General features: G+C 48.0%; 19 protein-coding genes, 3 tRNA genes and 1 riboswitch. Of the genes, 10 read left to right on the top strand and 12 right to left on the bottom strand.

What is annotated here, in order from left to right:
- Positions 1–13: 13 nt before the first annotated feature.
- The gene (locus OIK42_RS07065; protein WP_273639446.1) at positions 14–610 is read left to right on the top strand and encodes a DUF938 domain-containing protein; all 597 of its coding nucleotides are present in this window, start codon (positions 14–16) and stop codon (positions 608–610) included.
- Between the two features lie 106 nt (positions 611–716).
- Here OIK42_RS07065 and OIK42_RS07070 read toward each other — a convergent pair whose 3' ends face one another.
- Together OIK42_RS07070 and OIK42_RS07075 are read right to left on the bottom strand one after the other, a co-directional pair.
- Positions 717–2,792 (bottom strand): M13 family metallopeptidase, encoded by a 2,076-nt coding sequence (locus OIK42_RS07070; protein ID WP_273639448.1) that lies wholly within the window; start codon positions 2,790–2,792, stop codon positions 717–719.
- A gap of 22 nt (positions 2,793–2,814) precedes the next feature.
- Positions 2,815–4,032, bottom strand: coding sequence for a GNAT family N-acetyltransferase (locus tag OIK42_RS07075; RefSeq protein WP_273639450.1), 1,218 nt, complete (start codon positions 4,030–4,032; stop codon positions 2,815–2,817).
- 124 nt (positions 4,033–4,156) lie between these two features.
- Between OIK42_RS07075 and OIK42_RS07080 the strand changes: the two genes are divergently transcribed.
- The 6 genes from OIK42_RS07080 (at position 4,157) to OIK42_RS07105 (ending at position 8,252) form a co-directional block, all read left to right on the top strand.
- Positions 4,157–4,612, top strand: coding sequence for a regulatory protein RecX (locus OIK42_RS07080; protein WP_273639452.1), 456 nt, complete (start codon positions 4,157–4,159; stop codon positions 4,610–4,612).
- 161 nt (positions 4,613–4,773) lie between these two features.
- On the top strand, positions 4,774–7,371 hold the full coding sequence (gene alaS / locus OIK42_RS07085; RefSeq protein WP_273639454.1) for an alanine--tRNA ligase: 2,598 nt from the start codon (positions 4,774–4,776) through the stop codon (positions 7,369–7,371).
- 127 nt (positions 7,372–7,498) lie between these two features.
- Positions 7,499–7,690 carry a carbon storage regulator CsrA gene (gene csrA / locus OIK42_RS07090; protein WP_273639455.1) on the top strand — a complete coding sequence of 64 codons (192 nt, stop codon included), beginning with the start codon at positions 7,499–7,501 and terminating at the stop codon, positions 7,688–7,690.
- 278 nt (positions 7,691–7,968) lie between these two features.
- Positions 7,969–8,059: transfer RNA gene (locus OIK42_RS07095), tRNA-Ser, on the top strand.
- Positions 8,060–8,080: 21 nt separating this feature from the next.
- A tRNA-Arg gene (locus OIK42_RS07100) sits at positions 8,081–8,157 on the top strand.
- Positions 8,158–8,175: 18 nt separating this feature from the next.
- Positions 8,176–8,252: transfer RNA gene (locus OIK42_RS07105), tRNA-Arg, on the top strand.
- A gap of 463 nt (positions 8,253–8,715) precedes the next feature.
- Here the strand turns inward: OIK42_RS07105 and OIK42_RS07110 are convergent.
- The 7 genes from OIK42_RS07110 to OIK42_RS07140 all read right to left on the bottom strand — a co-directional run bounded on the left by OIK42_RS07110 (position 8,716) and on the right by OIK42_RS07140 (position 17,908).
- Complete coding sequence (locus tag OIK42_RS07110) at positions 8,716–9,135, bottom strand: group I truncated hemoglobin (RefSeq protein WP_273639456.1); 420 nt, start codon at positions 9,133–9,135, stop codon at positions 8,716–8,718.
- A complete protein-coding gene (locus OIK42_RS07115) occupies positions 9,129–9,965 on the bottom strand; it encodes a DUF3034 family protein (protein WP_273639457.1) in 837 nt (278 codons plus the stop codon). Before OIK42_RS07115 ends, OIK42_RS07110 begins: the two co-directional genes overlap by 7 nt.
- 10 nt (positions 9,966–9,975) lie before the next feature.
- Positions 9,976–12,297, bottom strand: coding sequence for a putative bifunctional diguanylate cyclase/phosphodiesterase (locus OIK42_RS07120; RefSeq protein WP_273639458.1), 2,322 nt, complete (start codon positions 12,295–12,297; stop codon positions 9,976–9,978).
- Positions 12,294–12,905, bottom strand: coding sequence for a methylamine utilization protein (locus tag OIK42_RS07125; protein WP_273639459.1), 612 nt, complete (start codon positions 12,903–12,905; stop codon positions 12,294–12,296). Before OIK42_RS07125 ends, OIK42_RS07120 begins: the two co-directional genes overlap by 4 nt.
- Before the next feature lie 280 nt (positions 12,906–13,185).
- Complete coding sequence (locus OIK42_RS07130) at positions 13,186–15,507, bottom strand: hypothetical protein (protein WP_273639460.1); 2,322 nt, start codon at positions 15,505–15,507, stop codon at positions 13,186–13,188.
- Positions 15,508–15,789: 282 nt separating this feature from the next.
- Entirely contained in the window at positions 15,790–16,686 is an 897-nt protein-coding gene (locus tag OIK42_RS07135; protein WP_273639461.1) for a 5'-methylthioadenosine/S-adenosylhomocysteine nucleosidase, read from the bottom strand.
- A 31-nt stretch (positions 16,687–16,717) separates the two neighbouring features.
- A complete protein-coding gene (locus tag OIK42_RS07140; RefSeq protein WP_273641424.1) occupies positions 16,718–17,908 on the bottom strand; it encodes an NRAMP family divalent metal transporter in 1,191 nt (396 codons plus the stop codon).
- A gap of 394 nt (positions 17,909–18,302) precedes the next feature.
- A riboswitch (yybP-ykoY riboswitch) is annotated at positions 18,303–18,445 on the top strand.
- 40 nt (positions 18,446–18,485) lie between these two features.
- On the opposite strand from OIK42_RS07140, the gene OIK42_RS07145 reads away from it, so the two are divergent.
- From OIK42_RS07145 to OIK42_RS07155, 3 genes are all read left to right on the top strand, one after another.
- Positions 18,486–19,046 carry a manganese efflux pump MntP gene (locus OIK42_RS07145; protein WP_273639462.1) on the top strand — a complete coding sequence of 187 codons (561 nt, stop codon included), beginning with the start codon at positions 18,486–18,488 and terminating at the stop codon, positions 19,044–19,046.
- 48 nt (positions 19,047–19,094) lie between these two features.
- Positions 19,095–19,445 (top strand): hypothetical protein, encoded by a 351-nt coding sequence (locus tag OIK42_RS07150; RefSeq protein ID WP_273639463.1) that lies wholly within the window; start codon positions 19,095–19,097, stop codon positions 19,443–19,445.
- A gap of 137 nt (positions 19,446–19,582) precedes the next feature.
- Positions 19,583–19,984, top strand: a complete 402-nt coding sequence (locus OIK42_RS07155) for a GFA family protein (RefSeq protein WP_273639464.1) — start codon at positions 19,583–19,585, stop codon at positions 19,982–19,984.
- A gap of 79 nt (positions 19,985–20,063) precedes the next feature.
- Here the strand turns inward: OIK42_RS07155 and OIK42_RS07160 are convergent, their stop codons facing one another.
- The 3 genes from OIK42_RS07160 to lnt all read right to left on the bottom strand — a co-directional run bounded on the left by OIK42_RS07160 (position 20,064) and on the right by lnt (position 23,577).
- Entirely contained in the window at positions 20,064–20,534 is a 471-nt protein-coding gene (locus OIK42_RS07160; RefSeq protein ID WP_273639465.1) for an Hsp20 family protein, read from the bottom strand.
- A gap of 197 nt (positions 20,535–20,731) precedes the next feature.
- Complete coding sequence (locus OIK42_RS07165; protein WP_273639466.1) at positions 20,732–22,006, bottom strand: Xaa-Pro dipeptidase; 1,275 nt, start codon at positions 22,004–22,006, stop codon at positions 20,732–20,734.
- 86 nt (positions 22,007–22,092) lie between these two features.
- The gene (lnt, locus tag OIK42_RS07170; RefSeq protein ID WP_273641425.1) at positions 22,093–23,577 is read right to left on the bottom strand and encodes an apolipoprotein N-acyltransferase; all 1,485 of its coding nucleotides are present in this window, start codon (positions 23,575–23,577) and stop codon (positions 22,093–22,095) included.
- Positions 23,578–23,591 lie beyond the last annotated feature (14 nt).

Here is a 23,591-nt window from a genome sequence, read left to right on the forward strand (position 1 = left end):
ATGATTAAGTGCAATGGATAAACCCTTCAGTCAGGCCTGTGAAAACAACAAAGGGCCTATTTTAGCGGTGCTTAAAGATTATTTTGCAGAGGCTTCCAGCGTACTGGAAATTGGCAGCGGTACAGGCCAGCATGCGGTGTATTTTGCGCAGGCTTTGCCCCATCTCAGCTGGCAAACCAGCGATGTGCCAGCCCATCACGGCGGTATCCGTCAGTGGCTGGCCGACGCAGCATTAGCTAATCTTAAAGCGCCCATCACACTTAAAATTGGCGAGCAAGCCATCCCTCAAACGGGCTTTGATGCAATCTATTCAGCCAATACGGCGCACATTATGTTTGCCGATGAGGTGGCGCTGATGATGCGCCAAATTGCTCAAACCTTGCCGCCCGGCGGGGTGTTTTGCCAGTACGGCCCGTTTATTCATAACGGGCAGTTTTCCAGCGCCAGCAACGAAGCCTTTCATCACAGCCTGCTTATTCGCGGGCTGGATGGTTATAAACATATTGAGCAGCTTGTTGAATGGGCCGGAGCACAACTGCAACTCACGGAAATTCGTGACATGCCGGCCAATAATTTGTGTTTGGTATGGCGTAAATCGTCACCCTGTTAAATAACTATTGTAGCGCGCCGGCGGTGATAACAAGCGTAACGCGCAAGTACAAAAAAGGCAGCCATTGGCTGCCTTTTGTTTTAGTGATACCGAATAGCCGCGGTGACTACCAGATTCTCACGCGCTCTTCCGGTGCCAGGTAAAGCTCATCACCTGGTTGTACGTTGAAGGCTTCGTACCAGGCATCGTGGTTACGCGGTGCCAGCGCGCGGAAGCGGCCCGGTGAATGGGTACCGGCGCGAAGCTGATTAAGCATGCTTTGCTCGGTGCGCTTTTCTTTCCATACCTGTGCCCAAGCCAGGAAGAAGCGCTGATCGCCGGTTAAGCCGTCGATTATCGGGGCTTCTTTACCATTCAGGCTCAGTTTGTAAGCGTGGTACGCCATCGCTAAACCACCCACGTCACCAATGTTTTCCCCCAGGCTGTTACGGCCGTTAACGAAGTTGCCTTCGATAGGCTCATAAGCGCTGTACTGGGCTGCCAGCATATCGGCTTTTTGTTCAAACGCGGCGCGATCCTCATCACTCCACCAGTTTTGCTGAATACCCATGGCGTCCGATTTAGAGCCCTGATCGTCAAAGCCGTGGCCCATTTCATGGCCGATGACTGCGCCAATCGCACCGTAGTTAACCGCCGGATCGGCATTAGGATCGAAAAACGGCGGTTGTAAAATCGCAGCCGGAAACACAATCTCGTTGAACGATGAATTGTAATAAGCGTTAACCTGTTGTGGCGTCATGCCCCAGCGCTGACGATCAGTGGGTTTCAGCTCATCTTCAATCTGTTTGTTGCGGAAGAACTTATCGATGTTGCGCACGTTGCCAATTAAGTCTGAATCGCTGATTTCAAGCCCTTCATAGGAAATCCACTCATCCGGATAACCAATTTTTGGGTTAAAGGCAGCCAGTTTGGCTTTGGCGTTAACTTTGGTTTCCTCGCCCATCCAGTCGAGATTGTCGATACGCTCGCCCAATGCGGCGCGCAGGTTTTCAACCAGCTCCGCCATTTGTGTTTTGGAGCTTTCCGGGAAGAAGCGGTTAACGTAAGTTTTACCAATGGCAAAGCCGAGCGACGTGGTACCTGACATGGCGCTCAGGGCCCGTTTCCAGCGTGGACGCGGCTCTTGCTGACCATTTAAGGTTTTACCATAAAAGTCGAAGTTAGCCAGATAAATATCATCTGACAACATCGATGCATTGTTGGTAATCGTGTGGTAGGAAAGGTAGGTTTTCCATGCATCCAGTGGCGTGTCGTTGATAATTTCAATCACGTCCTGTACCGGCTCGGGTTGCGAAATGTTTAATTCAGGCGCTTTAAAACCCTGGGCATCTAACCATACATCCCAATCAAAGTTTGCGTAGGTGTCTGATAACTTACTGCGCGCGATCTGATTTAAGGTTAGGTCACGGTCACGGCGTTTTTCCCGTGGCCACTGAATTTCGGCGATTTTCGTTTCCAGTGCCAAAATGGTTTCGGCTTTTTGCTGGGGGTTCTCTTCACCGGCAAATTCGAGCATTTGCGCAATGTGGGCCAAATAGGCTGCACGAATATTGACAAATCGCTCGCTGTCGCTGAGGTAATAATCACGGTCAGGCAGACCTAAACCGCCCACGCCGATGCTTAACTGGTATTCATTCGGATCGAGTCGGTTATACCATAAGCCACCATAAATAGGGGATGTACTACCGTTTATCCAGCTCTCACCAAAAAAGCGGGTTAAATCCTGGGTTGATGACAGATTCTCTATTTCTTTGAGAGTGGGGGTGATTGGTGAAATACCTTTGGCATTGATGTTGTCGGTATCCATATACGCAGTATAAAAATCATGCACCAACTGTTCTTCGGCAGTGAGCTCACTGCTGGCCATAATGTCATCAATGATCTGCTTAACCTGCTCTTCACTGCGGTCTGCCAGGGCATTAAAAGCACCGAAGCGGGTTTTATCGGCAGGCAGTTCGTAGTTTTTATACCAGGTACCACTGGCATACATGAAAAAGTCATCGCCGGGTTTAACGCTTTCATCACGGGCGCTCAGATCGACCCCAAATGAACCGATTTCTGCACTGGCTGTTGCGGTTTGAGCGGTTGGTTTTTCTGCGGTTTGAGAGGTTGATTCTGGCTTTGAACAAGCGCTCAACGTAAGGGATGCAGCAACTGCAGCTGCAATAAAACTATACTTCATTTTATGTTCTCTGTGTTAGTAACTAATTGGTACTTTGAGTACCTTTTTGTGTGGTTGGTATAAATTCTTGTAGATAGGCTTCGTTAAACGGTAATACATCCAGCGCCTGATTGAAATAGTCAGTAATAATTGGTTTTTCCCGCTGTAAAAAGTCTGACACAGCGGCGTGAAAGCGCGGATCGTGCATTTTATGATGCGATACACAGTAGATCGGCTCAAAACCCCGGAGTAACTTATGTTCGCCCTGCGTACCCGGATTAAACCGCGCAATGTTTCGCTCTATGGCAAACTCGATGCCCTGGAAATAACAACACTCAAAGTGCAGTTCGTTGATGTCCTCGAGGCACCCCCAGTAGCGCCCGTACAGACCATGGTTATCGAATAAAAACAACGCCGCAGCAATGTCGGTGTCATTAAGCTGGGCTTTTACCAGTAAAATATGCTCGCGGAACTGGTCAAAAAGCGCAGTAAAAAAGGCCGGGGTTAAGTAGCCTTTGTGGCCACTGCGTTTAAGATAGGTATCCTGATAACAGTGAACAAAAAACGCCATATCGGCTTTGCTAAGGTTATCGCCACTTAAGCGCTCTATGTTAATTGCCGGGTTGTCAAATTGCTTACGGGTTTTACGAATGCTGCGGCGCTTGCGTGACGTCAGGCGCGTCAGAAAATCTTCAAAGTTATCGTAACCGCGGTTATTCCATTCAAATTGAACGCTAAAGCGATTGGCAAAACCACGCTGCTCGAAGTTTGCTTGTTGCGACGGCACATTAAACAGCCAGTGACACGACGAGTGTGCGTTATTGACCGCCCAGTTATCAATGTGATTTATCAGGGCTGTAAGATGCTGTTCTTCCGTTTCAGGCCGCGCCAGGAGACGTGGTCCGGTGACGGGAGTAAAGGGAATCGCCGCTATCCATTTAGGGTAATAGTCTATGCCATGCTGGTGATACGCATTTGCCCAGCTATGGTCGAACACATATTCACCATAGCTATGGGTTTTGATATACCCGGGCACTGCTGCAATAAGTTCGCCGTCAATCGTGGCGGTCCAATGGGCGGGTTGCCAGCCGGTACCTTCGCCAACGCAGTGCGTGTGCTCCAACAATTGTAACCAGGTATATTGCAAAAAGGGCCCGGCGCAATGGCTGAGTTGTTGCCACTGCTGCTTGTTCAGATCATCAATACTATGATGCAGCTGAAATTGCATGGCAGCGCTATGTGAACTGAATTGCTTAGTCATTATTGTGCCTAGACGAATGAATTGGCATTATACCCGTTATTACTCGTGCCACCGCCGTCAACCATTGTCAGTTGCGCTGCAGGCAGTTATCTTGTGCGCTACTATCACCATACTAGTTTTTAAAATGACAGATTGCCCACGCAAAATCATTATGGAGTCGATTACCCGCATGCTCGCACGACGAGAGCATGCGTATCACGAATTGTTACGAAAATTATCACAAAAAGGTTTTGCGTTGGCCGATTGTGTGCCTGTGGTCGATGAATATAAATCTGCGGGTATTCAAAGTGACGCCCGGTATGCCGAAATGAGAGTTCGCTCGGGGATCAACAAAGGGCACGGTCCGGCGCGGTTAAAAGCAGATTGTCAGCAATGGGACATTGATGAACGCTATGTCACACAAGCGTTTGAGGAGTGCCAGGCTGACTGGTTTGAACTGGCTGTTGTGGTGCGGCACAAGCGATTCGGCACTGGCGCGGCGCGAGATAGCAAAGATAAATCTAAACAGATCCGCTTTTTGCAATACCGTGGCTTTTATTCTGAGCATATTCAGTATGCATTATCTGTCGTCGAAGAGTAGAAAATCCCTGCCAAATCACCGTTGCCTGCTTAACAAAATAGCCTTAATCATGGTATTGTTGCGCCCACATGTTAGTGCGTCACTGGTGCGGCCTGAACAAGACTAAGCCCTACCCAGACAGCATTTAAACTTTAAGGTTAACTAAGGATTGCAGGATTTCAATGACATTATCAACTGCTGATATTCGCCGTACATTTTTCGAGTATTTTGGTCGTCATGGCCACCAGGCTGTTTCCAGTTCATCACTGGTACCAGCAGATGATCCCACGTTATTGTTTACCAATGCGGGTATGAACCAGTTTAAGGATGTGTTTTTAGGCACCGAGAAGCGTAGCTACACCCGCGCCGTATCGGCTCAGCGCTGCGTGCGCGCCGGTGGTAAACACAACGATCTGGAAAATGTGGGTTATACCGCACGTCACCACACGTTCTTTGAAATGATGGGAAATTTCAGCTTTGGTGATTATTTCAAAAAAGAAGCCATTGAGTTTGCCTGGACATTTTTAACCGAGGAACTGAAATTACCGAAAGAAAAGCTACTGGTGACGGTTTACTCTGAAGACGATGAAGCCTTTGATATCTGGGAACATCATATCGGGGTACCGAAAGAAAAAATCATCCGAATTTCAACCTCAGATAACTTTTGGTCGATGGGCGATACGGGGCCATGCGGGCCGTGTTCAGAAATCTTTTATGACCATGGCGAGCACATTTGGGGCGGCCCTCCGGGCACGCCAGAAGAAGACGGCGACCGCTTTATAGAAATCTGGAACCTGGTATTTATGCAATACAACCGTCAGGCAGACGGTACCATGGAGCCGTTACCCAAGCCGTCTATCGATACCGGTATGGGGCTTGAGCGTATTTCTGCCATCATGCAGGATGTGCACAGCAACTACGAAATTGATTTGTTTGCAAACCTGATCAGCGCCGCCGCGAGTATCGTGGGTACGTCTGATCTGAGTGATAAGTCGCTTCGCGTTATTGCCGATCATATTCGCTCGTGTGCCTTTTTAGTGTGTGATGGCGTGATGCCAAGCAATGAAGGCCGGGGTTATGTATTGCGCCGCATTATCCGCCGGGCAGTACGCCACGGTTACAAACTGGGCGCCAGTGACATCTTTTTCTATAAGCTGGTGGATGCACTCACTAAAGAAATGGGCGAGGCGTATCCGGAACTTGCTGATCAAAAACCGGTTATCGAAAAGGTACTGCGGGTTGAAGAAGAGCAGTTCAGCAAAACCTTGTCACGGGGCATGAACATTCTTAATGACGCGTTACGTGAGTTAGAAGGCGACACCATTCCCGGTGAGTTGGTATTTAAGCTCTATGATACCTATGGTTTCCCGGTAGATTTAACTAATGACGTTGCCCGTGAACACGATTACAACATTGACGAAGCGGGCTTTGAAGCCGCGATGCAAGCTCAGCGTAAGCGCGCACAGGAAGCCAGTAACTTTGGTGCTGATTACAACAGTACACTCAGGGTAGAGCAGCAAACGGCATTTACCGGTTATAGTGAAGCGACCGGTGAGTCGAATGTGGTTGAACTCATCAGCGGTAATAGTTTCTGTGAGCAACTCACCGACGGTCAGGAAGGGGTTGTTGTCTTAGATGAAACACCCTTTTATGCCGAAGCCGGTGGTCAGGTTGGCGATACCGGTACACTAAAAGTGGCTAACGGTGAGTTTGTTGTCTCTGATACGCAAAAAATGGGCAATGCCTTTGCCCATCGCGGTGTGGTAAAAGGTACCATTAAAAAGGGTGATAAAGCCTCGGCTAAAATAGACGACACCAAACGCACGGCTATTCGTAAAAACCACAGTGCAACACATTTGCTCCACTCGGCATTACGCGAAGTACTGGGCGATCACGTTACGCAGAAAGGTTCACTGGTTAATGCTGAACGTCTGCGCTTTGACTTTTCTCACTTTGAGGGCGTAAGTGCGGCGCAGTTAGCGACTATTGAAGCCCGTGTTAACGAAGAAATCCAGGCTAACCATGCGTTGAAAACACAGTTGATGGATTTGGATGAAGCCAAAGCCTCGGGGGCGATGGCGCTCTTCGGCGAAAAGTACGACGAAAAAGTGCGGGTAGTTACCATGGGCCCATTCTCCACCGAATTGTGCGGCGGTACACACGTTAATCAGACCGGTGATATTGGCTTGTTTAAGATAGTCAGCGAGGCGGGTATTGCCTCGGGTGTGCGCCGGATTGATGCAATTACCGGCATGGGCGCACTGGCGTTTGTACAGCAACAGCAAGCGGTACTGCAGGAAAGCTGCGCGTTGCTAAAAACCGACAGCAGTAACCTGGTAGAGAAAATAAGCCAGCTGCAGGGTCAACAAAAAGATCTAGAAAAATCAGTTACTTCGCTTAAACAGAAGATGGCAAGCCAACATGGTGCTGATCTGCTTAGCCAAACGAAAGATATAAAAGGTCATAAAGTGTTAATCGCTGAGCTTGATGGCGTTGAGGCCAAGTCGTTACGAGGCATGGTTGATGACCTTAAAAACCGCATGGGTGAAGGCATTGTTGTGCTGGGTGTACCTGCTGACGGTAAGGTAAGTCTGATTGTTGGGGTTACCAAAGGTTTGACTGGCCAGGTTAAAGCCGGCGAGCTGGTGAATCATATCGCTGCCCAGGTGGGTGGTAAAGGCGGTGGTCGCCCTGATATGGCGCAAGCCGGCGGCAGCCAGCCAGAAAATTTAGCCGCTGCGTTACAATCTGTTAACGTTTGGTTAGAAGATAAGCTATAATTACATCAATAGGAGCGGCTGACACTGTCGTGACACCAGTGTCAGTCTCTCTTTGATAGTGCTTTTAGGGAACGAAGCGCAGGAGCCTGCATGGAGGCAACGTAATCAAGGAACCAGGAGCAAAAGAATGCTTATTTTAACTCGTCGTGTGGGTGAAACATTAATGGTTGGTGACGATGTCACCGTTACTGTGTTAGGTGTTAAAGGTAATCAGGTGCGAATTGGTGTTAACGCGCCAAAAGAAGTATCGGTGCATCGTGAAGAGATTTACATGCGGATCCAGGCCGAAAAGGGCGATCAGCCCGACGGTAATCAGTAACAACCAAATTTATTTTATTTTTTTGAATTATTTTTGATGTGAAGGCCGGTTTTATCCGGCCTTTTTTGTGTTTGCTTGTTATCGCACCCAAAAGAATCTACCGCAGAGGTTGATGGCTGGCTTGCAAAGTAGTGTATTTACGGTGGTTTTTTAGTCGTTAAAAGCGTGCTTTTTAAGCGATTCGAAGCGATTGTTTAAAATCCCGGCACACGAATTGTTTTTTAAATAAAAAGCATTGACTTCCCCCAGCGAGTCATTAAAATGCAACGCCACATGACGGAGAGGTGGGTGAGTGGCTGAAACCAGTTCCCTGCTAAGGAACCATACCTATTACTGGTATCGAGGGTTCGAATCCCTCCCTCTCCGCCATCTTTATTTTAGTGTATCAGCGCGTGCGTAGCTCAGCTGGATAGAGTACCTGGCTACGAACCAGGCGGTCGGAGGTTCGAATCCTTCCGCACGCGCCACTCACTAAAATACTACACGCGTGTGTAGCTCAGCTGGATAGAGTACCTGGCTACGAACCAGGCGGTCGGAGGTTCGAATCCTTCCACACGCGCCACATTATAAAAAAGCCTGCTTTTAGCAGGCTTTTTGCTTTCTGAGTATCATGCAATCTTTGCGGGCCTGCTGCGCCATACGCTCTGTGTGACATTAGCCCTTCTCATAAATCCTATTGTGTAGTGGTGTAAGTAAGCCTTCTCAATGGGCAGTCGATAGCGGTTATGATATCTGCGCTGCCACGAATAACGGCGATGTCGTGCATGAGCTGCTCAGATGTCTAGGATTACCCCGTTACCCGTTGTGTTGCCAATCAGCTAAACGGTAAGTGCTGTTAAATAATTCAAAGCAGATACATTAACTGATAGGGCCACTCACTGATCAGCGAAGGAAGGGTCGCGTCCGCCAGCACTGGCGCTTATAGGCTTTACCCTGCCGCAAAATACGCAGTTTTCAGTTGTGGGAAGCAGCGTGGAGTACAGGCAGCTTTGCGCCACCTGTTGTGAGCACCGCCGCCAACAAGGCTACAGATATAACATTTGTGCCCGGGTGTGGGTCATGCGATTAATCAGTTGGTTTTGTAACCGATGGGGCACGTTGGCTTTATTCATGGCGTTAATGAATAAATCTACCGTGAGGTTAAAGTGTGCTTCCGTAATGTTCATACCACCATGAACCTGCTCCATAGTATCTCCCGAGTATTCACAGGGTCCGCCTGAAAATACACAAAGCTGCTCCGAAAACTTAGCGACAAAGCGCTCGATGTCGGAATCGGCAAAATAGGGCAATATGGTGTCGTTGTACTCAATCTCATACACAAAGTTTTCGACTATCTCGTTAATTTTAGCTTGGCCGCCAAGCTGTTCATAGAGTGTCGTTGAGCGGCTAGCACAGCCGCTTATCAGCAAAAGTAATGCAATGAGCGCTGGGATACGTTTTACCATAGCTGACCTCCTACAGACAGGTACACGCCTTTTTGACCTGTGGCACCGGCGATGCTGCCCAGATCAGCCCAGGCCAGCGTAAAATTAACACGCTTAGTGGGGATATAAGTAATAAAAACATCCATCCAGTCATCCTCACCTAAACCAAGGTTATCGGGTTTTTGGCGGTACTCTATTCCGGCGGCAAAATGACGGGAAAACAACACGCCAACGCTGCCTTCCAGCATAAGCTCATAATCCTCGTTTTGTGGTCCGCCAAAGCCAAGCAGGCCGAGCTGGTTAGCCTTGGTTAAACGTCCCGTGAGGTTCCATACCAGATTGTAGCCGGCAGCAGCACCAAGATGGACCTTAGTGGCTGCAAGGTAATAGTCGGTACCAGAGGTATCTTTACTGCCTACCAGTTGCGCAACTGCAGTGTCTTCAAGCTCTTTATGCTGTAGTCCTGCGCTGATTTGTGGCCAGTCAGAATAGACAACATCACCATACAAACGCACCTTGGCGCCATAAACTTTCTGGGCTATTTCACCGCCTATGGTAGTGAGGTCAAATACATGACGAGCCACACTGAACTCGGCGCGGTCATAAACAGATACGTTAGCGCCGATCACATTTAAGCGGTAATCCTCGAGATTTACCTGGGTGATAAAGGCACTTACTGACACTTCATCCTGCGTGTCATAACCTGACAATGTCGCCCAGGGGACTATTCCACCACCGCCGGCGCCTTCCAGTTGATTTAAGCCTGCCGTACCAATCAACTTGCCGTTGCCGGCAAGCGACAAACTGCTATAGGTGATCAGTACGAAGCTAAGTAGTTTAAGTAATCGCACTTAATACTCCTTATGCATGATAATATTCAGTAATTTCAAGCCAGTCGATCAACGCTTCAAGGGTGAGTGGCCGGCTAATATAATACCCCTGAGCAACGTCGCAGCCCCAGCGGGCAAGCATGCTCATGGCTTGTTTATCTTCGATGCCCTCGGCAACCACTTCGAGATTGAAAGCGGTGGCTAAACCCAAAATGGTATGGACAATTTCCTGGTCATTTTTATCAGTGGTTAAATTTAATACAAAACTTTTATCAATTTTGATCGCATTGACCGGCAGGTTTTTCAGATAGGCGAGTGACGAATAGCCGGTACCGAAATCATCAATGGCGATACTAAAGCCTTCATCCTGCAGATATCTGAGGTTTTCCACCGCAAGGTTTGCGTCAGCAACCAAATCGCTTTCTGTGATCTCAAGGGTAATATTACTGGCAGATAACTGATGTTCCGACAGCATAGAAATAAGCTTTTCCAGCAAAGGACGGTTTTGCACATCCTGCGTTGATAAATTAACGGCTGGTTTAATGTTAATGCCTTGCGCTCGCAGGTGCACGAGATCCGACACCACTCTGGTTAACACCCAGTCAGTAATTTGTTCGATAAAACCAGCCTGTTCGGCTATCGAGATAAATTCATCGGGTGGCACAAACCCTAAGGCGTCACTGTTCCAGCGAAGCAGTGCTTCGAGCCCGGTAACCTGGAGCGTTTTTAAACTGACTTTAGGCTGGTACACCAACGACAATTCACTTTGTTCGCTATGTAAGGCGTGTTTTAAGCCGGTTATAATACTTAAACGACGCAGGTAACGTTGTTCTATCTCGCCGTTAAAGCGTAACAGCCACTTTGTACCCAACTCCGCTTCATCCAGTAATATATTCATTTTACGAAATAAATCCTGGGCGTTCCTGGCATCGTCGGGGCAGGTTACTACGGTAAACACCAGCTTTATCGGCATTATCAACTCTTGTGTAGCAACCGGCTGCTCTAATATCGAATGAAAGGTCTCAAGCTGTTCATGAGTTAACGGCGTGTCGGTAAACCAAATTAACTCCCCCCCTGAAAGCCTGGCAGCGGTGCCGTTCCATCGTTTGACACGTTCGGCAATACAGACGATACAATTGTCTCCGTTGGAGTAACCATAGAGATCGTTGATGGTTCTGAAATCCCTTATATTGATGCCAATAATTTGCAGAGGGACATTGTTAGTAATCTTGTTTTGTACAATCTCTTCCATGTAAGCGCGGTTGTACAACCCGGTTAGCATATCCATTCGGGACTGCATCAGTATGCGTGCTTCACGACTTTGAATACTCTCTTTCATGCGACTGAACGCCTCAGAAAGTTCGTTTATTTCTACCAGCCGTCCGGTGGTTTTTACCGATCTTTCGTAGTCTCCAGCCGCGAGCAGGTTGGCTGCATTAACCAGGCGAGAAACGGGTTGGCTTACTCTTCTGGCCATGATCATAGAAGTGATTAGTGCCCCGGCAATCGCAAGCAACGAAATGCTGATAATATTAATCTGCAGTGCCGTAAAGTTGTCAAAATGAGGAGACACATCCACGGTGAGCGTGATATCCACCTGGTTAGCCAGTGTTTCAGGCAGTTCTACGCTGCGGGTCAAATAGGTGTTTTTCCGCATAAAAGTTACGTCAAACCAACTAAAGGATTGCTGATCTGCCTGTAATACCTGCAAGGCTTTATCGTGTGCCAGGCTGCTATGAAGAACCTCCGGGCGGCCGTCAACCAATTGTCGGGCCGATACGATAATATCGGCCTGAATGATGGCTTTTATCTGTTTTAAAAATTCGTCGCCGTCTAAAAAACCAATTCCCGCAATCGCAATGGGGGTAGGAGCGTAAACAGGGAGCATTATCATTTGATAAAGGCTGCCATCGACTATCAGGGCTTCTTCGGCCCCCCCAGCCTCTAATACTTCTTCAATAATCAGTGAATGGGGAAAAGCGTCTCCCTGGTCAAAATATTGTGGCTGGCTTTCAATCACATCGCCATTAAGGTCAGTCAGCACCATAAAATCAGACTCAATGCGTTGGCCGTGATTTTGCAATACACTGCGTATAGTGGGCACATCGCCGGTTGCAACGGCTTGCTTAAACCCGAAATCATCCGTTAATACTCTGGCAGAATTCAACAACTGCTCGCGGCGGTCGGCAAGCACTTGCTCGAGCACCGTATTGGCGAGTTTAATATTACTGTTAACTTGTTGTAGCGCTGTTTTTGAGGTGACTGTCCATACATTTGCCACAATCAGGGTGGCGGTAATGGATACACCAATAAAGAGGATCTGAAAGAGCGATTGACGTAGGGTTATGGTCATTGAGAATTAAATTTTCGTTTGCCAAACACTTTTTTATCTGTGACTGGCGGTGCAATCCGCTCGACAGTGAGTGTTGTATTACTATTGTTAATAGTGTCGACAGTAAACGCCAGCCGTTCAGTATGATTTAACGATAAATCGGGATGCCAGATAAACACGTCGCCCTGAATATCGCCTATCTCTGCTTGTCCCTGGGAATTTGTTTGCCAGGACGGTGATTCTTCACTTACATAAATATAGCCCACCATGGAATCATGGATATTACAGCCAAGTACCACTATTCCCGATTTATCAAACAGCAGGGGGGCAACAGCGTTGCCGCTGTAGAGCTTAATTTCAAACGGCTTTGGACTGGAAAAACTGTAAACGTGATGACGAATATTATCACTATTAGGAAAACTTACCGTTTGTCCCCGTTCGATCACCAGAATTTCGGGCACAAATTGCTTATCAACCTGATCCATAATGGCGGGAGGCAGTGAACGTGATGGGGTATCAGGCGTAGTTGCCACAGGCGCAGAAGCCATCGTTACCACGGCATTAACAACGGGCTGCCCTTTTGAATCCACCAGTATTACGGTACCAGCCTTAACCGCATTTGGCACCATTAAAAAAAGTACCCAGATGACGAGGTGAGCAACACATGAGACTGGATTTACTACAGGTTTTACCATAATTGCCCTGGCTGTAATTTATACAATGTTTACATATATCAATAAAGCATAGCATTTATTTGCGTAGCCCAAATTACCATAGCAATTATTCAGTGACGTTAGCAATTTATATTTATGGTTTTCAATGGCTTCTGTTTAATATTTTTGTTCGGTATTTTTACTGCATTTGGGATTTGAAAGAGAGCAATATTAATATCTCCGTCAGAGGGGGTTGTTAACTTGTGCCTTTCGGAGGTTTGACAGGGGTAATGTCTGATAATACCAGCGAGTTATACAAAGCTGACATATCAATCAGGTGCAGTACATGGGTATAGTTTTTTTGTAAGTCGAGCAGCTTTTCATACACATCTAAATCAATCTTAGACAGCAGCGCTAAGCGTTGCTTGCTCATTGGCGTGGTACCCGTTTGCAATGGCTGGCTTTCAATGCTCTTCACATAAAAGGCGACTTGTTTGTCTTCGAGCGATTTTTTCAAACTACTGCGTAATTTCGGGCCAAAGCACTGCTGCTCGGTGAGGCTAATGAGGCTGGCATCGTGCTTTCTTTCACAGTGAAGCGATAAATGCATTGGCTCCGATTTTTGTAACAGCCGTTTTAATGTAGATGAATCAGGAGGAGATTTATCCATGTCGGCAAAAAAACCGTGCGTGGGTGTTTTATGTTCGGTCACCGCAAATGGATATAAATCGGTACTTTCTACAGGCGCGTAAACCGTTTTAAGGCGCTGCACCATCAGTCGGGCAGACACGATTTGTACGGCGGCATTTGGGTAGCAGCGGGAAAAAATTTCCCACAGGCTGCGAAAGTACAGTGTTTGTTGGATTTCTATATTCTGAATATTGGTAAAGTAAGCAGACTGACTCGACATGATACCAGCGAGCTTGCCATTTTTATCGCTGGCGATAAGTTGCAATCTCATGCAGGTAGAATCAGGGGCAAAATGGAGCACTTTATAACGTTGAGCTTTAAGTTTGAGATCGCCTATGGTGACCTTTACTTCGGCCGGTAACTCGCCACCATCGTAATTGAGTAATTGTAACTGCATACCGGTTTTTGAAAAATCCCGCACCAAAGCCGGGTAGCTGGTGATCAATCCTACTTTAACATCGGCGTGCTTTTCTATTCTGAAACGAGGTTCAGTACGCCTGTCCATGTCATTGTCCATTACGAAGTGTAACGGCCAGTGTTGTTGTTCATCAACAAATTGGCGGGGCAGTTTTTGCGCTGGTGGAAGCTGATGAACGGTTAAGCCGCCTAATACATCGGTGACACAACGGATGGCTAAAATCTTGGTCAGAGACGATAAATGTTCACGCATTGAGGCTGGAATATCCTGCAGTACTGCCGCAGTGTAACGCGCTTTATTATCAATATTGTTGAGCCGGTATTGCCATATCTGTAAAGAGTCGTTTTGCAGACCCAGTTGCAAAAACTGGCCGACCATGGTGAGTCGTTCCAGTTGGCGTATAGTCGTACATAACGGCAGCATTTTACCGTTGCGCTGGGTAACATTTATGCGCACTACAAAGACTTCTTTAAATACGCCCAGCTCTTTTAATATTCGCGCCATAGCTTGCTTACCCGGTAGCAGAGTGCCACTGCGATGAGCGGGATTCTTAACGCTGTTTGCAGCGGTTAACATCACCATATCCGGGCGCAGCTCGCCATTCTTCTGCTGATGCATAAATACCGGTATCCATGGCGAACTGTGTACCACTCTGTCGCGGTCGAGGGCCTGCATAGCTCGCTCGATCTCAAGGTTGCGATCGAGAGGAAAGCGCAGCATTACTTTGTCCAGGTATTGCTTAATTTTTGCTTGCCAACTGGTATCTTGCTCAGCCAGTTTCAGGGTAACATTATGGCGCTGGGTACGCTGATCAAACTCAACATGACTGTAGTCATAGTGAATAACCTGATTGAGTGAACACAGGCCGGGAATATTTGGAAATATCAACGGCAATGCCGTTTTGGTGGTGAAGGTAGGGGAACGTGTACACGCTATGACTATCGCTTTAGCATTTAGCGATACAACCGCCACGCTTCGGCCGTTTTGGTAGGCTTGTGTTGATACCACAAAATTCGGTGTTATTGATAGATCATTATTAAACTGGATATCTTTAAATGATTGGGTCTGTACCAAAAACGCTTTAATGATCTTTTCACGTAATTTACGCTGGATCTGCGACTGGTAATGCTCTGAATTAGTAATAGACTCGAACACACCCACTGTGTAGCGTTCCATATAGCGGGCAGATTCTTTATGCAGAATCTCACTGCCCACTTTATCCAGCGCCATTTCAATGCCAAAGTGAGAGAATCGTTTTACCGGGAATTGGGCAAATGCTGAGTTATCGGCCGGGGCATCAGTTAACGACGTTAAACGCTCTACCTCGCTTTTTATCACTTTGCGGGCTTGCGAATTAAGACGCGACGAAAAGCGATTTAAGCCTTCAAGCAGTCTTCCCTGTTGCTGATAAGGAATTAACGCCTTAATGACAGGTTGAAACTTCTTTATAATCGTCTGATCTGTACTCATTGTTTTTTTTTAAGTACTAATACAACATGAATTTAGCACAGTAACTGGCCACAATGCAGCTGGTTTTTTCAGTTTTTCAAAGGTCGAAATAACCATACGGCAATTTAGAAGCCGTGGCATAAAATACTGCGGTTGTATAACTGCACCAGGCGCCAAAGCCTGCCACTAAAAATACCCTGCCACTACCAATAAGTGCGCAGGTATCGAAACTCAGCCCCGGACTATGTGAGTTGATTCATTACTGCCTTAAGTAATGGCTAATCAGCCCGGGAATGTGCCTGGTTATTTATTATTGGTTGCCGGGGTCAAGGATGAAATGTATTGCTCTATCACTAAACGCACAAATTGCTGGCAATCTTTTGCTGTAGAGGGATCGTAGTGACCACCGTTGGTTAAATTGTTCGACAGTACCCGAATACCCAAAAAGGGCACGCTGTAACTGTGGGCAATTTGTGCTGCCGCGGCGGTTTCCATTTCTTCGGTGCTGGTACCAAACTGAGCATGTAACCAGGCAATCCGGTCGAGTTCATTGTTCCAAAAATTACCGCTGGCAATGGTGCCTTCAACCACTTTACCGCGCGTGTATTGTTCTTTAACCGCATGGGCCGCGTGTAAGAGTGCCTCGTTACCCATGTAGTACCGGATCCGCTCTGCATCTTTGGCAGAATCACCTTCACCGGCGCTGCCCTCAGAGGCAAGTAAATCCATGGGGAGCCATTCTAGCGGTGCCGAGCCTGTACCGGCTTTTCTGAAAGGGGTTTTAAAATTACTGGCATTCACCGAACGCTTACCCAACACAATGTCGCCCACCTCAAGCGCAGGATCGTGGCCACCCGAGGTGCCCTGATTAATAATCGCTTGAGGGCGGTAGCGCTCTATGCCAACAGCGGTTGCTGCCGAGGTATTTTCCAATCCTTTGCCGGTCTGGGCGACCACCACCGGAAACCCCTTTAGCTTGCCAATATAAAAGGTGACATTCCCGGCTTGTTCGGTGCGAACGCCGCTTAGCAGTGACGCAAAGTACTCGGCCTCAATGGGCATAGGGCCCTGGATCATCACCGGTGCCTGCGCCGCCGATGTGGTGCTGATCTGTACCTGATTAAACCCGGCAGCATACAGTAGTGAACTTAAACAACTAAGCAAAAGGGTGAGTAGTACTAAAGGGATTTTTTTATGCATCGTTGTTGCCTTTGTTGGGATAGCGGAACTGCTATAAAAACCATTTCCAGATAATAAATACAATCAGGAAGCCAAATAAGTACGCTAACCCGGCGCGACTTAACCACAGCAGCAGCGCACCGCCGCGGACTTGTTCATCAATGGCCTGGCGATTAACCAGCCGATAGTTAAGCCAGGCAAAAACAGGGGTGGTGATAAAAGCCAGTGTCATGGCAAATCCTAACATGGCGAGCAGCGCGGCCTTAAAAAACAGCACCATGGCAAAACTGGCGATCGCTACCATGATAAGCCAGGTGGTAAAGACCGTATCAGAAATATCCTGTTTACCTTTTAACAGCGTATAACACTCTGCCAGCGCCCGGGAATACCCGTCGTAGACAGTCAGGGCTGAACCAAAGATACATAAAAAGGCAATGACAGCAATTAAGTAACGCGACCAGTCGCCAATGGTAGAGGCGTAGAGTGCAACCAGTTGATGGGAAAACCCTATGCCGGCCGATGCCAGTTCGTGTTCACCACCATGCAGTACCAAACTACCCAGCGATAAAAACAGCAGCGCCAGAAGCAAGGTCACAAAATACCCCAGGTTAAAGTCAAACAAAGCAGATTTAGGCGTAACCGCCTGTTCATTGCATTGTTGCTTAAGCCACAGTGAGGTGATGCCGGAAATTTCGATGGGCGCTGGCATCCAGCCCATGGTTACCACCAAAAAACCAATCGAAGCGAGTGTCCAGGGGGAGGGCGAAGTAAAGTTGTCAGGCGCGACGGGCCCTTGTTGCCAGGCAATAAATGCTGCGGCGATGGTGGCAACAACCAACGCAACCATAATGATCTTTGCGACGTGATTAAGCGAATGGTAATGCCCGCCAATTAGTATGGCCAAAATCGATACCAGTAAAATGCCGGCTAACCAGGGCAGGGCTAAGTCGAAGGGCACAAAATAGCCCAGTAAGCTGGCAGCAAACAACAACAGTGCAGCGGCGTTAACAAACGACGAAATACCATTGAGTGCAAAACTCATTATCAGGTAGGGTTTACCCATCTCCAGATATCCTTGCTGGAGGGTCTTGCGACTGCTGATGGTATAACTGACACCCGCCCTGAAGAACGGGTACTTAAACAGGTTCACAGCCAGAATTAGCCATACCAGCTGCCAGCCAAACTGAGCTCCGGCCTGGGTTGAGGCGACCAGGTGGCTGCCGCCTATCGCAGCGGTCGCCATGAGCACGCCGGGCCCCAGTAGTTTAAATAGATTACGAAGTTTTAAAAAAGGGCTGTCAGCGCCAGACTGCCTGGTGGGCACTTTGAATTCCTTTTGCATGGGGATAATTGGTAACGTTATGCCAGTGTAAACTAAAACTACACGTACTTTGAGGGGAATTTAACGCATTTAATGTACTTTATGGCGGATTAGTTGCGGTGAGGGTAAGTGGTAATGATGTCACTAAAGGGGATGCCGGAGCTGTAAATAACAGTCGGTATGAACGCATCTTGGTTAATAAAACAGCCACTCATCTCTGCAAGGGCGTAGCAACACAACATCCAATCCAGGTGCCGTCATGCAGGCGCGAAAGACGCAATCAGGTTGCCTTGTTTACACCTTTCGTATTAATATTGCAGACTTCGTTGGGGAGTAGCCTGTTTCCATTAGTTATGGAAAAGTTTGTATCAACATAATTGGTCACATTACCATGGTGCAAACACCTCTCGGTTGGCGAGACCATCGATATTTCCATGCCCTAAGGTCAGGCGTGTGGTTTTATCGTGGACTCAATATTGCCTGACCGGAGTTATACACTATGAGTATCTTCGCTCTCATCTTACTTGCCTTTGCTATGTCTACCGATGCTTTTGCTGCGGCAATAGGTAAAGGCGTCAAAATCAAGAATCCACGTTTAGGTTTTGCTATTAAAATTGGCCTTACATTCGGGCTAATCGAAGCAATCACCCCCATCATTGGTTGGTTAATAGGGCGCGCCGCGGCAACCTATGTACAGGCGTGGGATCACTGGCTGGCGTTAGTCATTCTGTGCGGGTTAGGCGTTTATATGATAATTGAGAGCCTTCAACCTGTCAGTGACGAAGAAAGTCAATCGCCCAAACAGTCGTTTGTTTTGCTTTGTGTTACTGCGTGCGGAACCAGTATTGACGCAATGGCAGTTGGCGTTGGCCTCGCTTTGGTCGACGTCAACATTGCAGTTGCCGCTGCCTTGATTGGTTTGGCGACCTTTTCGATGGTGACAATAGGTATTATGCTGGGCAGTGCAATGGGTTCCTTGATAGGCAAACGCGCCGAAACATTTGGTGGCGTGGTTCTCATTGCAGTGGGTATGTGGATTTTTGCCAGTCACACGCTTTAGGCTTCAATAATGAAAAATGCATCACGTTTGGGATAAAGGGTAAGGCCAGTGAATGCATTAACACTGCGCTATTTCATCGAACTCTGTATGGGTTTTAATCCGATAATAATTCGTGCTATGTTTGATAAGGCTGGCGCTGCGGTGGCTTTCTGCAAAGCCACTAAAGTGAGTAGGCTGGCATTTTACAGGGAGTCAGAGATGCTCGCCGGTACTAACCGGTTAATGTATGCCGGGTTAATTTTATTTATACCACTTGGCATTGGGGCCTGGTTGTATGATTTCGTTGTAAATAAAAAGAACTTCTCGCCCCTTTTCGTGATCCCGTTTTGCATAGTCCTGGCTATGTTTGTGTATGCAACGTACTACCTCTTGCCAGTGTCAACAAAATTTAGTTTTTGACTACATGAGTGGGTAGCTACAACCTGGTTATTAAATATTATTGTGGCTAAAAAGCCTTCACTGGACGCGCAAAAAAGTGCGCGCCAAATGTTTAACGCATTAGGTGTTTGCAACACCTGTTCATGAAAGGAGTTCAGATGATGGTTCATTGCGGTTCTTGCCTGTGCGGCACGGTTAGTTTTGAGATAAACGGTGATTTTGACAGCTTTTATCTGTGCCACTGTCAGCACTGCCAAAAAGACACGGGCTCGGCGCATGCGGCAAATCTATTCTCGCATTCAGCCACATTGATGTGGCAGTCGGGCGAGGATGCTGTGGCTTCCTTTACGCTTCCGGGCACGCGTCATAGCAAAAGCTTTTGTAAGTTGTGTGGCTCAGCATTGCCCAATACTCAAAACGCAGACTTGCTTGTTGTTCCCGCCGGGTGTTTAGACACCAAGATAACGATGTTACCTACTGCACATATCTTTTCGTCCAGCAAAGCGGTTTGGGAAGAGGCGGTAGGCGGAGCGCCAGAGTTCGGGGAATTGCCAGGTTGAGCGCTAATACAATATAAAAAAAAAGCGGCGCCGTGGCGCCGCTCTTAGTTAATGCTGTGATGGCTGTTAATCTGCCAGGCTAGTGTTTATTTTCCAGTAGTCGGCCGCCAATCTCTATTTGACGAGGCTTTTTCTCTTCCGGAATTTCGCGCTCCAGACTGATGTTGAGCAAGCCGTGCTCCAGGGCCGCGCCAGTTACATTAACATGGTCGCTGAGCTGGAACTTACGCTCGAAACTGCGTTCAGAGATGCCTTTGTGTAAAAACTTACGCTGCTGAGTTTGTTTGTCATCTGCTTCGGCCGCATCACTGCCGGTTTTCATTTTACCCGCTACCACCAGCGTGTTTTCCACCACTTCAATGGTCACATCATCTTTGCTAAAACCGGCAATCGCCATGCTGATCAAGTACTTGTCTTCACCGAGCAATTCGATGTTATAGGGCGGGTAAGTGGTTTGTTCGCTGTTTTGAGACGCAGAGTCAAGGGTTGACGCCAAGCGGTCAAAACCAATAAATGAGCGATATAATGGAGATAGATCGATAGTACGCATAGTCATATCCTCGCAATTAAGCAATATGTTATTTAAGTTAAAAACCATCCCGCATAGCGGCGATGATTATGTCGGTCTTACTATTAAGCCCCGACACTTAAATAAATAGGTACGCGCAAGACATTTTCAAGCTACCAAAATAAAAAAATCTCACTGCTATGAGTGAGATTTTTATTATATCTTTATTTTTCAGAAGGTTACATTGCAACAGATTTTACAATATGACCGTCTTTTACCACCAGCCCGACATTTTCCAGCAGTGAGATATCGTCCAGAGGATTGCCCTGTACGCCCACAATATCGGCCATTTTTCCGGCTTTGATACTGCCCAGGTTGTCTTGCTGTTTGAGCAGAGTGGCAGGTTGAATGGTCGCAGCCTGAATGGCTTGCATGGGGGTCATACCAAATTCCACCATGCGGGCAAATTGTTTGCCGTTATCACCGTGCGGATACACACCGGCGTCGGTGCCAAAGACAATTTTTACCCCGGCTTCCACGGCCTTTTTAAAGCTCTCACGCTGACGCTTACCGACGATGCGCTCTTTATTCAGGCTTTCTTCTAAAATCCCGGCTGCCTCGCCTTCACCCAAAATATATTCAGTAACGTAAATATCCATCGAAAAGTACGTACCGTGTTGCAGCGCCAGTTCGATACCTTCGTCATCCAGCAAACTGACATGCTCTACCGAGTCAACGCCTGCTTTTATGGCAGTTTTAATGCCCTGGGTACCGTGAGCATGAGTGGCAACGGTCAGGCCGCGCATATGCGCTTCGTCGACCAGGGCCTGCATTTCCTCAAGGGTGTATTGCTGAACACCCACCTTGGTACCTTTCGATAATACCCCGCCGGTACCGCAAAATTTAATCACTGTGGCGCCATATTTGATATTGCGACGCACGGCTTCGCGCACCGCCCAGGGACCATCGGCCACCCCTTCGCTAACGGCATGAAACTCAAAAGGCAGCAAGTTGTTATCGCAATGGCCACCGGTTACACCCAGTGACGGACCAGAGACAAACATACGAGGGCCGGCGATGTCGCCATCGTTAATGGCATCACGCAGCGCCACATCGGCAAAGCCGGGCGCGCCCACATTGCGCACAGTGGTAAATCCGGCCATTAATGTTGCTTTGGCATGTTTGACGCCGGTTAAGGTCATTCGCGGCAGTGAATCTGCCAGCTGTTTGTAGCCATGCTTGGTGGCATCAGAAGTAAGGTGCACATGCATGTCCATAAAACCAGGCATTAAGGTGTAGTTACCCAGTTTGATCACCTCAGCGTCGGCAGGGTAGTTTACGGCGTCCTTAGGGCCAGCCTGGGAAATCACATTGTCTGTAATAACGACAACGGCGTTATTTACCAGTGTACCGTTGTCGACATCAATCATCCGATCGGCGGTCAAAACCGTTGTTTTAGCCAAAACCACTGTCGAACTGAGTAATAATGTTGCGGCAATTAATGCTTTTTTCATGAAACACCTGATGCAGTAAATATGTGCTGAGTAATTTATCAGTTGCCGACCGGCAACGATAGTCGTTACACGACTAACCGGAGGTTTTAGTCGTGGAGCGCCTGATCTTTACGTCTGCGCTGACTCAACAACAGGCCGGCCAGGGTAATTATGCTGGCCAAGTATAACGGCCAATCGCCGGCATAGCGGTAGGGCGTTACCCCGATTGTGGTTGTCAGGGTGGCTGACATCGCCGCGCGCTCAAACTGCGGGAGTTGGGCAACAATGTTGCCCCGGTAATCCACAAACGCAGAAATACCGTTGTTGGTAGAACGAATAACCGGTAAACCAAATTCTTTTGCGCGCATACGGGCAATTTGTAAGTGCTGCGCCGGGCCATGGGAGTGGCCAAACCAGGCGTCATTGCTCACGGTAATAATAAAGTCGGTATCAGCATACAAATTGGCCGAGACTTGTCTGGGAAAGGCAATTTCAAAACAAATCGCCGGGGCCAGTTTAAGCCCGTTAGCGGTCAGGTTTTGTTGTTGAAAGTCGCCCCGGTTAAAGGATGACATGGGTAAGTCAAATAGCGGCGCTAATGGCCGTAACCAGTCTTCAAATGGCACAAATTCGCCCACCGGCAACAGATGATGTTTGGCATAGCGATTTGCATGAAAATAGTGATAGTGGCCGCTATCGTCGGCAGGTTGTTGTTTACCCAGCACAATTAAGTTGTTCCAGGCCTCATCGTTTTCGAAGTTATAATTAACTACCCCTGTCACAATGGCGGTGTTATGCGCAGTTGCCTGGGTGTCCATGGTTTTAATGTAATCCTGGGCCAGTACTTCTAATTTGGGAACCGCAGCTTCCGGCCAGATAATCAGGTCGTTGTCCCACAGCACCTGGGTTAAATCCTGGTAGGTCTGCATAGTTGGCAAATCTTGCTCGGGTACCCAGCGCAGAGACTGGGCGATATTGCCCTGGGCCATGCCAATGGCTATGCTGCGCTCTTCATCAACCCAGCTGACCCTGTTTAATACGATGCCGCTTAGTGCAATCACCGCTGTTACGGTCACTGCATGACGAATTTTTTTAGTGAGGGTAGCCTGTGCTACCGACACAGCAATGGCCATCAGCAACAGGCTTACGCCGGTTTCGCCAATTACCGGTAACCAGCCTGCCAGGGGGCTGTCTAACTGGCTGTAACCTAATGATAACCAGGGAAAGCCGGTCAATAGCCAGCTGCGTAGCCATTCGGTGAACAGCCAGATTATGGGGAGTGCCAGCGGCCAGTAAGGACGCAGTATGAAGCGGCGGGTAAGGTAAAAGCTCAGCGCCGGAAAAAGCGCCAGATAGCCGCACAACAGAGCCATCAGCAGTAGCGAGGCAACCAGCGGTAAACCGCCGAAATCAGCTATGCTGACATGTACCCAGCTTATACCGGCACCAAACCAGCCAAGACCAAAGCACCAGCCCAGCCAGAAGGCCGACTGCTGGTGGGTCATCACATACAACTGCCGAACAGCGAGAGCCACCGCGACAGGCGTTATGAGCCAGAGATTGAAAGGGGCGTAGGCCATTGTTAACGACATGCCGGCAATCAGCA

Source organism: Alteromonas gilva (assembly GCF_028595265.1).
GTDB classification, from domain to species: Bacteria; Pseudomonadota; Gammaproteobacteria; order Enterobacterales; family Alteromonadaceae; genus Alteromonas; species Alteromonas gilva.

What these genes read in the sequence shown, in the direction of transcription:
- OIK42_RS07065 (WP_273639446.1), top strand. Translation starts at nt 14, where the DNA reads ATGGATAAACCCTTCAGTCAGGCCTGTGAAAACAACAAAGGGCCTATT.
- OIK42_RS07070 (WP_273639448.1), bottom strand. Translation starts at nt 2,792, where the DNA reads ATGAAGTATAGTTTTATTGCAGCTGCAGTTGCTGCATCCCTTACGTTG.
- OIK42_RS07075 (WP_273639450.1), bottom strand. Translation starts at nt 4,032, where the DNA reads ATGACTAAGCAATTCAGTTCACATAGCGCTGCCATGCAATTTCAGCTG.
- OIK42_RS07080 (WP_273639452.1), top strand. Translation starts at nt 4,157, where the DNA reads ATGACAGATTGCCCACGCAAAATCATTATGGAGTCGATTACCCGCATG.
- alaS (WP_273639454.1), top strand. Translation starts at nt 4,774, where the DNA reads ATGACATTATCAACTGCTGATATTCGCCGTACATTTTTCGAGTATTTT.
- csrA (WP_273639455.1), top strand. Translation starts at nt 7,499, where the DNA reads ATGCTTATTTTAACTCGTCGTGTGGGTGAAACATTAATGGTTGGTGAC.
- OIK42_RS07110 (WP_273639456.1), bottom strand. Translation starts at nt 9,135, where the DNA reads ATGGTAAAACGTATCCCAGCGCTCATTGCATTACTTTTGCTGATAAGC.
- OIK42_RS07120 (WP_273639458.1), bottom strand. Translation starts at nt 12,297, where the DNA reads ATGACCATAACCCTACGTCAATCGCTCTTTCAGATCCTCTTTATTGGT.
- OIK42_RS07125 (WP_273639459.1), bottom strand. Translation starts at nt 12,905, where the DNA reads ATGGTGCCAAATGCGGTTAAGGCTGGTACCGTAATACTGGTGGATTCA.
- OIK42_RS07130 (WP_273639460.1), bottom strand. Translation starts at nt 15,507, where the DNA reads ATGAGTACAGATCAGACGATTATAAAGAAGTTTCAACCTGTCATTAAG.
- OIK42_RS07135 (WP_273639461.1), bottom strand. Translation starts at nt 16,686, where the DNA reads ATGCATAAAAAAATCCCTTTAGTACTACTCACCCTTTTGCTTAGTTGT.
- OIK42_RS07140 (WP_273641424.1), bottom strand. Translation starts at nt 17,908, where the DNA reads ATGGCGACCGCTGCGATAGGCGGCAGCCACCTGGTCGCCTCAACCCAG.
- OIK42_RS07145 (WP_273639462.1), top strand. Translation starts at nt 18,486, where the DNA reads ATGAGTATCTTCGCTCTCATCTTACTTGCCTTTGCTATGTCTACCGAT.
- OIK42_RS07155 (WP_273639464.1), top strand. Translation starts at nt 19,583, where the DNA reads ATGATGGTTCATTGCGGTTCTTGCCTGTGCGGCACGGTTAGTTTTGAG.
- OIK42_RS07160 (WP_273639465.1), bottom strand. Translation starts at nt 20,534, where the DNA reads ATGCGTACTATCGATCTATCTCCATTATATCGCTCATTTATTGGTTTT.
- OIK42_RS07165 (WP_273639466.1), bottom strand. Translation starts at nt 22,006, where the DNA reads ATGAAAAAAGCATTAATTGCCGCAACATTATTACTCAGTTCGACAGTG.
- lnt (WP_273641425.1), bottom strand. Translation starts at nt 23,577, where the DNA reads ATGTCGTTAACAATGGCCTACGCCCCTTTCAATCTCTGGCTCATAACG.